The organism is Heyndrickxia sp. MSNUG (assembly GCF_049532715.1).
Classification (GTDB): Bacteria; Bacillota; Bacilli; order Bacillales; family Cytobacillaceae; genus Mesobacillus.
In genome coordinates this window covers 1,568,462-1,582,512 of record NZ_CP150978.1, presented here as the reverse complement: position 1 = coordinate 1,582,512, position 14,051 = coordinate 1,568,462, and the positions used below count along the sequence as shown (strand labels likewise).

The 14,051-nt window shown below is 38.7% G+C and carries 12 protein-coding genes; 5 read left to right on the top strand and 7 right to left on the bottom strand.

The annotated features are described in order from the left end of the window. Window positions 1–422: 422 nt before the first annotated feature. The 4 genes from AABM38_RS07720 to AABM38_RS07705 all read right to left on the bottom strand — a co-directional run bounded on the left by AABM38_RS07720 (window position 423) and on the right by AABM38_RS07705 (window position 4,634). On the bottom strand, window positions 423–1,682 hold the full coding sequence (locus tag AABM38_RS07720; RefSeq protein ID WP_423409866.1) for a hypothetical protein: 1,260 nt from the start codon (window positions 1,680–1,682) through the stop codon (window positions 423–425). Then, window positions 1,679–2,884: a DUF58 domain-containing protein gene (locus AABM38_RS07715; protein WP_423409865.1), complete on the bottom strand. Its 1,206-nt coding sequence runs from the start codon at window positions 2,882–2,884 to the stop codon at window positions 1,679–1,681. The genes AABM38_RS07720 and AABM38_RS07715 overlap by 4 nt, the downstream gene beginning before the upstream one ends. 4 nt (window positions 2,885–2,888) lie before the next feature. After that, entirely contained in the window at window positions 2,889–3,833 is a 945-nt protein-coding gene (locus tag AABM38_RS07710) for an AAA family ATPase (RefSeq protein ID WP_423409864.1), read from the bottom strand. A gap of 606 nt (window positions 3,834–4,439) precedes the next feature. Continuing rightward, on the bottom strand, window positions 4,440–4,634 hold the full coding sequence (locus AABM38_RS07705) for a hypothetical protein (protein WP_423409863.1): 195 nt from the start codon (window positions 4,632–4,634) through the stop codon (window positions 4,440–4,442). A 390-nt stretch (window positions 4,635–5,024) separates the two neighbouring features. On the opposite strand from AABM38_RS07705, the gene AABM38_RS07700 reads away from it, so the two are divergent. Further along, window positions 5,025–5,213, top strand: coding sequence for a DUF2187 family protein (locus AABM38_RS07700; protein ID WP_207498658.1), 189 nt, complete (start codon window positions 5,025–5,027; stop codon window positions 5,211–5,213). A gap of 57 nt (window positions 5,214–5,270) precedes the next feature. On the opposite strand, the gene AABM38_RS07695 is transcribed toward AABM38_RS07700, so the two are convergent. Next, on the bottom strand, window positions 5,271–5,387 hold the full coding sequence (locus AABM38_RS07695) for a DUF6254 family protein (protein ID WP_423409862.1): 117 nt from the start codon (window positions 5,385–5,387) through the stop codon (window positions 5,271–5,273). 126 nt (window positions 5,388–5,513) lie between these two features. Between AABM38_RS07695 and AABM38_RS07690 the strand changes: the two genes are divergently transcribed. Both AABM38_RS07690 and AABM38_RS07685 read left to right on the top strand, forming a co-directional pair. After that, window positions 5,514–6,125: a lysostaphin resistance A-like protein gene (locus tag AABM38_RS07690; protein WP_423409861.1), complete on the top strand. Its 612-nt coding sequence runs from the start codon at window positions 5,514–5,516 to the stop codon at window positions 6,123–6,125. A gap of 163 nt (window positions 6,126–6,288) precedes the next feature. Next, window positions 6,289–6,957, top strand: coding sequence for a hypothetical protein (locus AABM38_RS07685; RefSeq protein WP_423409860.1), 669 nt, complete (start codon window positions 6,289–6,291; stop codon window positions 6,955–6,957). 114 nt (window positions 6,958–7,071) lie between these two features. On the opposite strand, the gene AABM38_RS07680 is transcribed toward AABM38_RS07685, so the two are convergent. Both AABM38_RS07680 and AABM38_RS07675 read right to left on the bottom strand, forming a co-directional pair. Continuing rightward, complete coding sequence (locus tag AABM38_RS07680; RefSeq protein ID WP_423409859.1) at window positions 7,072–7,350, bottom strand: hypothetical protein; 279 nt, start codon at window positions 7,348–7,350, stop codon at window positions 7,072–7,074. Between the two features lie 64 nt (window positions 7,351–7,414). Beyond that, on the bottom strand, window positions 7,415–8,458 hold the full coding sequence (locus AABM38_RS07675) for a hypothetical protein (RefSeq protein ID WP_423409858.1): 1,044 nt from the start codon (window positions 8,456–8,458) through the stop codon (window positions 7,415–7,417). A 221-nt stretch (window positions 8,459–8,679) separates the two neighbouring features. Between AABM38_RS07675 and AABM38_RS07670 the strand changes: the two genes are divergently transcribed. Together AABM38_RS07670 and AABM38_RS07665 are read left to right on the top strand one after the other, a co-directional pair. Then, window positions 8,680–10,830 carry an AAA family ATPase gene (locus tag AABM38_RS07670; protein ID WP_423409857.1) on the top strand — a complete coding sequence of 717 codons (2,151 nt, stop codon included), beginning with the start codon at window positions 8,680–8,682 and terminating at the stop codon, window positions 10,828–10,830. A gap of 123 nt (window positions 10,831–10,953) precedes the next feature. Next, window positions 10,954–13,974, top strand: coding sequence for an efflux RND transporter permease subunit (locus AABM38_RS07665; protein WP_423409856.1), 3,021 nt, complete (start codon window positions 10,954–10,956; stop codon window positions 13,972–13,974). The last annotated feature ends 77 nt before the right edge of the window (window positions 13,975–14,051 follow it).

Sequence of the window (14,051 nt, the reverse complement as noted above, 5' to 3'; positions counted from 1 at the left end):
TCATTCTCCTTTTATATTAAATGATTAAGATGACCATACATGATGCCTTCCAAACTAAATGGTTCAATTCAGCGAAAGGTCAAAATTTCCGGCCTAGCTAAAATGATAATTGTATTTTACCCATTAGTAATGTTCTTTCACACCATATATTATTTCCAATCGTTTCCACGGAAACTGTAACTGGCATCCCACACAAAAGAATAGCATTTTGAAAAGTGTTAGACAATGAAAAAACATTGGTTTTTTCAAGGTTTTAAGCATTTTTTTCATTAAAACGTTTTCATTTTAGCGAAATTGTGACAAATGATTTTATCCATTGCATTTTTCCCTAAAAATCATTCGTCTTCCCAATGTTAACTTAGAATTGACCAACTGTTTTTTAATCACAAACCCTCCTTTTGGGAAGATTAAGGCAAGTAATCCTATCTTTTAAATACTTTTTTTAGGGAACTTTTAATTCCTGACTTACTTGTATCTTTTCTCTCTTTTTCCAGGATTGTTAACTGTTTTTTTATCCTTTTGATTTCTTCCTTAAACCATTCCTCGACTTCATTTTCTGCAGATGCTCCGTACCTGACCTGCTGATACGTTTGAACCGTCCGTTCATCATAATCAATACCCAACCGCTGCAGCCATTCGTTGATCGCTTCATGGTTTAACCTGGCCAAATCCTTTTTCTGAGCATACTTCTCGAGGTGGTATATTTCCTTACGGATCTGGTTAACAGGCATTCCTGTACGATTTTTATAGAAGGGGTCACTGTACATGGAATCATCAAGTGAGCTCGATGTTACATAACCGCTAGGTGATACGCCAACCTCCTGCTCTTTAGTGAATAAGCTTGTTTTTTTGTAAAGATAAAAGAAAATCAGCACCCCGATAGCAGAAAAGAGTATTGGTCCCCAAAGATCAGGATTAATTAGCTCCTTTGCATTTGCAAACGGGGATTCGTACTCTTTTGCCGGCGGCTGCCTGGAGGATAATAGACGGCCAGCTCGTTCTTTAAGGATCGGGTTTTCTACCCATGCAAATAAGGGATAAAGGAGAATAGAAAAAATCCAGCCAATCCCTTGCAGGATAAAGAAGAAAATACTCTTAATGAAGTTCCTTCCAAATGTAAGAATCAACAATATCAAAAGACCAAGTCCTAGCAATTTTGAAAAGTCACCTGCAAACTTTCTTTTTGAGACAAGTTCGATATCCAACCATTTTATAAAAAATTGCCCTGCAATAATAAACATCAATTGAAAGGCCAAGAGAAACGCAATTTGTCTCAGATAAGCACCATCATAAAAGTGCGCAAGCGGTGAAAGGAACAAACCGATGAGAAATGTCAGCACCAGCCAAACACTTTCGGAGTTACTCGTTACATCCTGGTGATAATTCAGCGTTCGCCAAAAAATGAACAATGCCATTATGGATATGTAAAAAATCGGAATCCCAACCCATAATCCTGTCAGATAAAGTGCCGGCATAATCAACAGAAAATATAATGCTTTAGCCTGATTTCTTTTCCTCTCTAAAAGAATGGCAAATAGTAAGGAAGCAATTCCTGGGATGGCCATGGTGGATAACAAAGGCATTTGCTGTCTAGATAATATGTGAAGCATCAAAATGATTAAGGTGGCGAAGGTCCATTCCATATAAAAACGAAAAAATATGTTCAAGACTTTTTTATTCATTTCATCGCCACCTCCTTCATCATTAATTGGAGCGGTCCTAAAAAGGCTTCCTCTTCAACCGCCACATGCCTTTGCAGCTCTAAAAGCTGAATCCCATCCCTGCCGAAATCCTTAAAGTAAATATCTGCACCTTCTGTTCGAATTCCTGTATGAATCATCGTTGGTGCGACAGGAAAATGCCTTTTGTAAAAGAACAGCATCTTGTCATAGGGAATTGTAGGAGAATGATGGTCTGCAATCGCCAAAATATCAAGCAGTTTTTGCAAATGATCCTTACCTGAACCTAATGGAATATAAGTAAAAGGAGTGGCACCTGCCGATCTGATATTCATACAAAGAGAAAATGGAATGTTAGCCTTATGGAAGAAATAAGCCATTTCAGTTATGCTGCTCATAAGGAATTCCAGCATGACGGTTACAGAAAAGCCATCCACTACATTAACAAACAAAACAGCACCAGCTTCGGTTATTCGCTCAAATTCCTTTGTCTGCAATGTCATTCTCCTTGCACTTGCTTTCCAGTTAATCCTGTTAAAACTATCAGTCGGAAGATAGTCTCTTGTTCCAACTGGACCCATATTATCTTCAAATACAGAAAATAACGATGTGCTGGTACCTGGTCTAAATGATTTATGTTTATCTATGTTCCTGACAGAAATTGGCCTTGGGAATACAAGGGCCTCCCTATTGATGACATCTTTAAATTCCAGGATCGTGTCCCCAAATCCAAAAAAGTGTGGGATATGGAGTTCCAATCTCCTGATTTTTGACATTCCGCGCCTATCTGCTTTAAATGGAATTTTAATCACTATTTGTTCCTTGCGACTCATTGATACGGGCATTCCTACATCAACCTTTGATTGATGAATATGGAATTCTCCTGAAACTGGTATTACTGCACTGTCAAAATAAACCGTCAGCCTTGCCTTCATGATTGGCAGTCCATGGTTAGCAAAATGAAGCGACCATTCTCCGTTATCGCCTATGAAAAAACGGTTTCTTTCACGCTTGTTTTCAAAGACAAGACCCTCGCCAATGTGATTTAAATAATATGAGTTAGCAGCTGTTATTAAAATTATCAGCAGCCCAGCCCCGAAAATCAGCCATGAATTAAAGTAAAAGCTGGCAATGACCAGTAGAACGCCGAGAAAAGCTAGAATGGATAAAAAACGATCCTCAATGATTACTTTTTTCCATTGCATAGTCTCAAACCTCAACTTCCACCGGAAGCGGAATAGATTCTAAAAGATCCTGAACCACTTTTTCAGGAGTCGAAGTCAAAGATGCCTCAGCTGATAAATAGATTCTGTGTCCTAAAACGAAAGGGGCCATTTCCTTCACATCATTCGGAATTACATAGCTCCTGCCCTTCACAAGTGCTCTCCCCTGAGCAGCTTTCACTAAAGCGAGAGTTCCACGAGGACTGATCCCTAATTCTATGGAAGAATGATTTCTAGTTTCCCTTGTGATTTTCAGCAAGTATTGCTCAACAACTTCAGAAAGCTGCACATTTTCAAGCTCTCTCTTCAGCTGAATAATATCTTCTTTACTCAATACAGGATTTAGTTCTTCTTTTGAGGAACCAAATCTATGCTTGCGGATCATCTCTCTTTCTTCATTCAATTCAGGATAACCAAGTGAAAGTTTAATAAAAAAACGGTCCATTTGCGCTACTGGAAGTTGAAAAGTTCCCTGCTGAGATTCGACTGGATTTTGTGTAGCGATTACTAGGAATGGTGTGTTCAGCTGAATCGTATGTCCATCAATCGTCACCTGGTGTTCTTCCATCGCCTCAAGCAAGCTGGACTGCGTCCGAGGTGTTGCACGGTTAATTTCATCGGCTAAAAGAATATTAGTAACAATAGGACCGGGCTTCAATTCAAACTCTTGAAGCTTCGGGTTGAAAAATTGAATCCCGGTTATATCGCTTGGCAGCACATCCGGCGTAAATTGAATCCTTGAAAAATCTCCGCTGATAGCTTTCGAAAAGGTTTTAGCAAGCAATGTTTTCCCAGTCCCCGGAACGCTTTCCATTAAAATATGACCATTATTTAAAAGTGCAATTACCATCATTTCAACTTCAAAATCACGGCCGATGACATTTTTACTTAGTTCTCTTTTTAATTCTTCAAGTTTAGTTGACCATTCCACCTTGACTCCCCCTAAGTTCTCAGAAAATTTCTCTTTTTTTAAAATTCTAACATCTGCTGTAATAAAAGAAAACTCATACCCATTTTTATCCAATCTAATTTTCACAAAGCCTTGTTAATGTTGGCTGTTAATTTCCGTTCTAGTTAACAATAGGAAAAACTGGCGTCGAGTTGTTATGAGAAAAGGTCCGAGAACAACTCCATACGAAAAACCGGCATCAAGTTGTTATGAGAAGAGGTGCGAGAACAACTCAATACAAAAAACTGGCATTGAGTTGTTATGAGAAGTGATCCGAGAACAACTTATGTAAAAAAACAGTCGATGAACTGGCATGAAGGTGTGTAAAAAAATGCCTAGCACACAAAAAGAAACGCTAATAAAGTTTTTTCTCAGCTGTCGACAAAGATACAGGTCACAGAACACGCCGCAGTCGCCACCGGTGTCGAGGAGGCACAGCGCAGGGCCCGCGGAAAGCGAAGCGCCTGGAACGGAAAGTTACACGTTTCTCCTCCAAACTAAAAAACTGTAAACAAGCTCGATTTTCATCGAGTTTGTCTACAGTCTGAGAAACGCTTATTTAACGTTACTTTTTGATGATAAGAAATATTAACTCCTAGGCTCGTCCATATATTGATATTTGACATCCCCACCTCTTTGGGCGATTCCCCTGTAATGCTTAAAATCCTCCCTGTTAACGATCACTTCCCGAAAAATCATGAAATCTTGTTTAGACACAAATATTTCATCCACTTCTTTATTTTTTAGGCTGTCAAGCATTCTTACTGCTTGTTCTTTATCCATAGATTTACACTCCCTAATTATATAAACTAACAACTATTTTATCTTCTTGCTATAATAATGCAACAAGCGATCACCCGTTTCTAAATGTAAATGAAACTTGATGTTTTTGAATTTTTAATGTTGGGAATGAAAGAGTAGAATCCATGTTGTTTATTGCGTTTTGCCACATTAACTAGTTCTATTTTATAAGAATTTGAAGGAACCACAAATTTTCTTGTAGATGGAATCTGAAATTTCTTATATAATAACAAATATATAAATTGAATTTTCTAACTTTTATAAAATGAAAATTTCGTGAACATTTCAAATTTATAACGAATTTTCCTTTACGCCTTTGTAAATTTAGTGCAAAATGTTAGTAATTCGAAAGATAACGAAGGAGCGAGGTTATTGAAGAAAGCAGAAGTGGGAAATGTAATCGAATTCAAAGAAGGATTACAAGGGGTTGTTGAGAAAGTCAATGAGAACTCCGTCATTGTCGATTTAACTTATATGAACAACTTCCGCGATTTGGAATTAGACCAGAGAACTGTAATCAATCATAAAAATTATAAGATTATTAAGGAAACAGCCTATTAATATATGTATATATGGAAAATCAAGAAAAAGCAGCCTGGGCTGCTTTTTCTTATTGGATTATTTTTTCTCTTCCTTTCCAGCCAATTCCTTAAATGATTTTACTTTCCCATGCGGGTGCTGATCTTGCTTGCGGACAGTCCATTTACGTTCTTGTTCATGTTTTGATTCTGACATAATAAAACCTCCAAAATAAAATTTACTTCTGTCTTACCATTCCCCAAATAGATGAAATCTTTTCCTTACAACTTTAAGCAAATTTTTGATACAATAAGTTTTGTTTCTGGAAAGGGGTTAGTTTTAATGAACAAATGGATGGCGGATCGCAGATTGATTTTAGGTATATTGATCGCACATCTACTATTATTCTTTACCTTCGAGGATAAGACAGTATTCTGGTATATATTCACAGCATCCATGCTAGTGTTAATCAGTTACTCGATCAAACATGAAGAAATTGAAGATCAGGCTTCGGCTTTATCCTATTTTTCCATAGGAATTGCATCTGGACTTGGCCTTTTTGTACTCTTCTGGCTGGGTAGCTCAATTATCGATATTCTTAACATCCCATTAACCACGCAAATTTCCCGACTATACAGCAGATTTTCACCAGAAATAATCTGGCATTATCTTGTGCTCATTTTAATCATTGCTCCTGGAGAAGAATTTTTTTGGAGAGGATTTATCCAAAAGCGCCTTAATCAACATTATGGCATGAAAATGAGCATCGGACTTTCCGTAATCCTGTATGCCTCTGTTCACCTATATTCAGGAGAATTAATCCTTGTGCTTGCTGCAATTATTGCTGGATTAGCCTGGAGCATCTTATATGCCTGGAAGCGAAGCCTTCCTTTAGTTATTGTCTCTCATGTTGTTTTTGATTTATTATTATTTGTATTTCTTCCGCTTCGATAAAAATGACCCCGCAGGTTTGAATGGCCTAAATGGGTCATTTTTTTATTGTTCGGACATCTTGTACATGTTATCTTTTTTTTAGGGTATAGTGGTTGTAACTTATTTATATCAATTGCGTCTAAAAGAATAGTTAACACCAAAAGAGAAAACAGGGGGCAAAAATATGAACAAATTAGTAAAACCTTTTGCAGTAATCAGCTTATCTGCACTATTCATTGCTGGCTGCGGTTCTGCTGAGCAGTCTGCTGAAAAGACGCCAGCTAAGACAGTTACCGCACCTGACAATACTGAAAAAGAGCAAGCTAACGGACAAGAAACATCAGAACAGAAGCAATCGGAAGATAAAGGTGATGATGGCGTAATTAGAATCCTTGAACAAAACTTATCTTATAAAGTCAATGGTGAACAGAAAGAAGAAACAGCCTTCTTAAAATACAATGACAATCAAAACTATTCTATGTATGTTTTACCTGAATATGAGCTTACTGGAGAAGAACCAAATAAAGATGTTCTTTTCTGGAAGGACGACGACAGCGTCTTTATGAGGATTGAATTGCTTCCTGCAGATATCGATTGGGCTCTAATGGAAGAAAACACAAAAGCCCAGCTAACAGCTGTAGGGCCAGATGTGAAAGAAGCCGAAATTCCTGATGATACTTTTTTTGAAAATGCATGGGCAATGGAAACAAAAAGCGGGTCAGAGACTGTAACATCCTATCTGATAAAGAATGAGCAACAGCCAATAAAATTGACATTATTTACGAAGGATAATGCTGATCATAGGAATGCCTTTTTGGAAATGGGCAAAACCATCCTTAAAGAGAACAAATAAAAAAGAAGGGACCTCCCTTCTTTTTTATTTTGCTTGGTTTTTGATATTATATAGTTTTTTTTGCGACTTCTAAGTTTCAAAAAAAAAAATCAACTTGTCAAGTTTAAAAGTCGATTAAATTAAATTGAAAACAAATAAATTAACTGTGATTACAATCCCAAAGGAAACAAATCCAGCAATTTTTACAGGATGCCTGTTTTGGTATTCATTCAATGGAGTTACCCTTTTAACAATTTCCCAAAAAAGTGTCGTACCCCCAATTATGATCAAAACCCCAAAAACAAAGTTATCGAGAGAATTTGCAACTACAACTATGTGATCGATAAAAAGAATCCAAAGATAACCTAAAAAAGCATTAAGCAGAACAGACATTATCAAATCTTTATATTTCATGCCATTCACACCTTTACAAGCTTTTGTTTATAATTGAATTCTACCATATATTAACAATTTGTGTTTAACTTTTTTTATTCAGTGGTTTCATCCAAAGCAGAATAATAAAAATCAAGCTGATATAACCAAAAACGGGATATAGAATCGAAAGCAGTGTTCCATAATGGATAAGGCTTATGAAATAGCAAATCAGAAACAATAATGATACGACAAGCATACTAGGAAGCTTGATGTATTTTTGGATCTGCCTTTCTAGACCGAAGATGTTGCCAATTACTGACGTGAAAATTTCTCCATAAACGATCAATACAAAAATCCAGTAAAGACCAGAAGCCAGCTGCTTCATGATCACTGCCATCGGGATTTCAAAGGTTTCGAACCCTGGCAGCATGATCAAGGTCAAATGGCTTGAAAGGAGAATTAATGTCAGTGCGATCCCTCCAATAATTCCGCCCCACTTCACGGTATTATCGTCCTTAATTTCCGCTGCTACTGGGACAAGCACCGCTTGAGCAAGCGCAAGATTCAATGCTGTATATGAAAATGGAGCCACAACAGATTTCCAGCCATCTTCTGCATATGGCATATAAACCACTTGTTCAATAAAACCTGGCAATTTTATTGACAGGAAGAATAGGATTAGACTGAATATAATCATCATTGGTACAACAAAGGTATTTACTGCAAATACTCCCTTCAAGCCGACGAACATGACAACAAGCGAAAGAGCGATGGTTATAAATACTCCAAGTGACTTCGTCAGTCCGAGTTGTTCTTCAAAGACAGCCCCTGCCCCAGAAAGCATGACAGCACATACCCCAAGAAGCATTACCAGCATGACCAGATTGATCATTTTTCCAAAAAACTTCCCAAATAGATGTTCATTCATTTCTTCATATGAATGGGCTCCAATTAAGGCAGCAATTCTCATCAGCTTGGAGCCCATGTAAATAAGCATATAACCGCTCATGAATATTCCAATCAACCCAAATATGCCAAAGCGGGAAAAAAATTCGACGATCTCCCTCCCGGTCGCAAAGCCGGCACCAACGACCGTGCCAACATAAACAGCAGCGATTTGAAAGGCAGCTCCCCAGTTTGTCTTCAAAGCATTCCCCTCCTCCCTTTCAATATATGTGAACTAAGACAAACCATGACGAGCTTTTAAAAAGACTAACTATAAAAATGTAAAAATTACCATCATCAAAATTGTTGAAAGTCAAGAAAGGTCAAATTATAATAAAAACACATTGATCAAAGATAGTCAAAGTCAAATAACGACTTAACTGATCAAGAATATAAATAGAAACCATTGAAGGAGGAATTTAAATGCTTTGCCAAAATTGCCAGGAGAAACACGCTAAAATTCAATTAAAAATTAATTTAAACGGTAATCAGAAGCATTTAATGCTCTGTGAAGATTGCTACAGCAAAGAAAAATTAGGTGCATCCTTCGGCAGCTCACTGTCCGGTTTCTCCGGTTTTGGAGGATCGCCTCTTAACGATATCTTTAAACAATTTACAGAGAATATGAACTATAGTAACCCAGATCAAATTGCACCTCCTCCTTCTCCTAAGAAAGCTGGTGGGGGAAACGGATTTATTGACCAATTCGGAAGTAACTTGACCCAGATTGTAAAGACAGGCTTGATTGACCCTGTCATCGGCCGCGACGAGGAAGTAAAGCGTGTCATCGAAATTTTAAACAGAAGAAACAAAAACAATCCAGTTCTCATTGGGGAACCAGGCGTTGGTAAGACAGCCATCGCTGAAGGTCTGGCATTAAAAATTGCTGAAGGCAATGTACCGAATAAATTGAAAAACAAAGAAGTTTATCTGCTAGATGTAGCTTCCATGGTTTCCAATACAGGAATCCGAGGACAATTTGAAGAAAGAATGAAACAGCTTATTTCAGAACTTCATGCCCGCAAGAATATCATTTTATTTATTGATGAAATTCACCAGCTTGTAGGCGCCGGTTCTGCAGAAGGCTCCATGGATGCAGGAAATATCCTGAAGCCTGCGCTTGCACGTGGTGAATTGCAGGTCGTCGGAGCGACTACGCTGAAAGAATACCGTCAGATTGAAAAAGACGCAGCTCTCGAAAGACGCTTTCAACCTGTGCATGTCATTGAACCGAATGTTGACGAAGCAATTGAAATCCTGAAAGGAATCCAGTCTAAGTATGAAGACTTCCACGAAGTTTCATTTGAAAATGATGCGATCAAGGCATGCGTTCAGCTATCACACCGCTATATCCAGGATCGATTCCTTCCTGATAAAGCGATTGACTTAATGGATGAAGCTGGTTCAAAAATAAATCTTGTTTCTGATTACACAAATCAAAACAATGCGGAGAGCCGTCTTGCTGAAATTGCAAATGAGAAGGAACGAGCTCTTAAGCAGGAAGACTATGAAACTGCCGCTAAGCTTCGTGACGAAGAGACAAAGCTTGAAAAAGCTATACATGCAAAGGGAAATTCAGCCCGTCCTGTCGTAACAGTCCAGCATATTCAGGAAATCATTGAAAAGAAAACTGGAATCCCTGTAGGAAAGCTGCAGGAAGATGAGCAGGAAAAGATGAAGAATCTTGTTGCTAATCTGAATGATAAAGTCATTGGACAGGAAGAAGCTGTCCAAAAGGTTGCAAGAGCGATCCGTCGCAGCCGTGCAGGTTTGAAATCCAAAAACCGGCCAATTGGCTCTTTCCTGTTTGTTGGACCAACTGGTGTGGGTAAGACAGAATTAACTAAAACCCTTGCTGAAGAATTATTCGGTTCAAAGGACGCCATGGTACGTCTCGATATGAGTGAGTATATGGAGAAGCATAGTGTTTCCAAGTTAATCGGTTCACCACCAGGATATGTAGGACACGAGGAAGCTGGCCAATTGACTGAAAAAGTCCGCCGCAACCCATACAGCATCATCCTGCTTGATGAAATCGAAAAAGCTCATCCTGACGTCCAGCATCTGTTCTTGCAAATCCTTGAAGATGGACGCCTGACTGACAGCCAAGGCCGCACAGTGAGCTTCAAAGATGCAGTCATCATCATGACAAGCAATGCAGGCGTTGGACACAAAACGATTAAGGTTGGTTTTGATCAAAGTGAGGCTGTTGCTGAATCAAGCGTTCTTGATTCACTTGGCGGCTTTTTCAAGCCAGAATTCCTTAACCGGTTTGACAGCATTATAGAATTCAAGTCTCTTGAGAAGGAAAGTCTTCTTCAAATTGTCGAATTGATGCTTGCAGAACTGAAAAATACTCTTAAAGAACAAAAGATCCGCTTAGAAGTTTCTATTGAAGTAAAAGAGAAATTAGCGGAACTTGGATATCACCCTGCCTTTGGCGCACGTCCACTTCGCCGTTCCATCCAGGAACAGCTTGAGGATTCAATCGCTGACTTCATTCTTGATAAGCCAGATGAAAATGAACTGACTGCCGTTATCGAAAATGATAAAATCACGATTAAAGGTAAATAATGCAGAAGCCCGGACTTGTTCCGGGCTTTTTAAGTTTTTTTATCTTTTTACAGTTTAAAAATGAAAAGTACATAAAAGGCTTATAGAATAAAGGCATATATTTTATGAAAAGAGGTAAACCATATGCAGTTCTTGACAAAATTCAGTTTAAAAAATTCTTTTGCTGTATTTATCATTTCCTTCTTATTAATTCTTGGCGGATTGTATTCCTTTACACGCTTAAAAGTGGATTTGCTTCCTAATATTGAGTTTCCACAACTTTCAATTGAAGTTGTGTATCCCGGTGCTTCCCCGCAGGATATTAATGAACAGGTAACGGAAAAACTTGAAACAAAATTAAAAGGTATTGAAGGCATTAAAAAAATGTTGAGCTCGTCTTTTGAAAGCATTGCCATCATTAATCTCGAGTTCCCATTTAATACAGATCTCGATGATGCCGAGCAGCAAGTAAATACTTATATAAAAGAGGCAGGACTTCCAGAAAATGTGCAGACGAATGTAAACAGATTTTCCTTTGGATCCTTCCCTATTTTTAACATTTCACTTTTCGCCAAAGGTGACCAAGACCTAGAACAGCTTGTAAATGAAGAAATCATTCCTGACCTTAATAAAATTCAAGGAATTAACAGTGTTTCCGTTGGCGGGCAGACTGAGGATGTACTGCAGATTACCGTTGACCAGAAAAAAGCCTCCCAACTCGCCCTAAGCTTAAATGAAATTAAAGAAACGATCAATTCAAAAAAGTTCAGCTTTCCAGCAGGGAATCTGAACGAAAATGAAATCCAGGTCCCAGTCAGGGTACAAGAGAAAATTGAAGAGATTAATGAACTTGAAAACTTGCTGATTAAGTCGAAATATGAACCGGAAGCTCCTGCAGTAAAACTAGGTGATATAGCCTCCATTGAGGTTGTAACAGAAAAGCCAGAAATCACTCGCTACAATGAAAAAGAATCTTTATCAATGGCAATCACAAAAAAACAGGATGCCAATACAGTAGAGATTGCTGAAAAAGTATTAGCCGTAATAGACAGCTATAGCGATCGCATGGACTATGCAATTGGCTTTGATTCTGCAGAGGGTATCGAAAAGTCTGTTAATACATTAGTAAAAGAAGGACTGTTAGGAGCACTATTTGCCTCGATTGCGGTGCTTATTTTTCTAAGAAACTTCAGGGCTACAATTATAGCGATTGTTTCAATACCGCTCTCGCTATTAATCTCTTCTATCTTTCTTAATCAGCTCGATATTTCCCTGAATATCATGACGCTCGGGGGAATGGCCGTTGCTGTTGGCCGAGTTGTGGATGACAGCATTGTAGTAATCGAGAATATCTTCAGGAGAGTCCGAAAGACAAAGGAAGGCATGAAGGATGAACTGATCCAGGATTCAACAAAAGAAATCCTGAAAGCAATCACTTCTTCGACCATAACAACCGTCGTCGTATTCCTGCCACTGGGTCTTGTAGGCGGGATTACCGGAGAATTTTTCCTTCCATTTGCCCTGACAATTGTATTCTCATTGCTAGCATCATTAATCGTTGCGATTACGATCGTTCCTATACTTGCTAAATTCTCCTTTAAAAAGGTACCTAAGGAAGAAAAGGAAGGCGTTATGCAGCGCGCATATGCAAGTGCCATTAAGTGGTCACTTAACCATAAAGCACTTGTCATTGTACTTTCATTCCTGCTTTTGGCAGGCTCAGGTTTCCTTGTGAAAGGCCTTGGTTTTACTTTTATCCCTAACGAGGAACAAAAGCTGCTTGTCGCTACCTTTCAGCTCCCTTCTTCTACATCGCTAGAAAAGACGAATGATGTTTCATTGAAGGTAGAGGAAATGTTTGCAGATAAAAAGGAAATCAAGGATGTGACGGTAGGGATCGGCAGCCGCGATTTCCAAACAGGTCTGAAGCGCCAGAACCAGGCGAATTATTTTATCAGCCTTGATGACGGTGTCAGCGTTTCTACCTTTATACCAGAGTTAGAAAAAGAAATGGAGGAAATTATCCTTAAGATTGAACCAGATGCGAAATTGGGTATACAGGAGCAATCTACAGGAGGACCTCCATCCAATAACAATGTAAATATTGATCTTTATTCGACTTACCTGGCAGCATTACAAGAGGCAGCAGCAAGGGTTGAAGAATATATGAAAAAGCAGGATGATTTAAAATATGTCTCGAACAATTTTTCCGAAAAACAAAAGCAAGTGATTGTTGATATAGACCCGGAAAAATCTGCACAACTTGGTCTATCAGGATTCCAGATCCTTGGAACGATCACAGATAAAACAAAACCTGTGGATGCGGGTACAATGAAATTAGGTGAAGAGGAACGGAAGGTTTCAATCACTTATAATGATCAATCAGAGACTATAGAAGATTTAAAGAATACGATTATTTTCACTCAGCAGGGACCTGTACCGATTACAGATATTGCCGAGATTACTGAAACGGACGCCTTTACGTCCATTCAGAAATTGGACGGAAAAATATTTGCACAAATCTCTGCACAAATTGCTTCCAATGATATTCGTTCTGTTTCTACAAGCGTCATAAACGGTGTAGAAAACCTTGACCTTCCTGAAGGTGTTTCATTGGAAGGCGGCGGAGGAAGTGATGAAACAGTCGAGACGTTCACTCAGCTTGGCATTGCCATAGTGGTCGCAATTGGTCTTGTTTACCTGACAATGCTGATCACATTTGGGCAAGCAAGGATTCCATTAATCATTCTCTCATCGTTGATTTTCGTCCCAATTGGTTCATTGCTTGGACTTTGGATTGCTGATGAACCAATGTCTGTAAGTGTCATGATAGGATTGCTGATGCTGATTGGGATTGTTACAACAAATGCCATCGTCCTTGTCGACAGGATCGGCCAGAATCGTATGGAAAAAGGAATGACAATACGAGAAGCTCTTGTAGAGGCAGGCATTACCCGACTTCGACCAATCCTGATGACTGCCTTCGCGACCATAGCAGCGTTAATTCCGTTAGCGCTGACAACATCATCAGGCACTTTAATTTCAAAAGGGCTGGCAGTGACTGTTATTGGAGGACTTACCTCCTCTACCCTGCTGACTCTGATTCTAGTACCTGTCATTTATGAGGTATTTTTCTACAGGCAGGTTAAAAAGGAACGCAGATAACAAACCGGTCCTTGCCAGAATAAAACATTCTAACTCAAAGAAAACTATAAAAAATTATAAAAAAGCGAAGCCAGCAG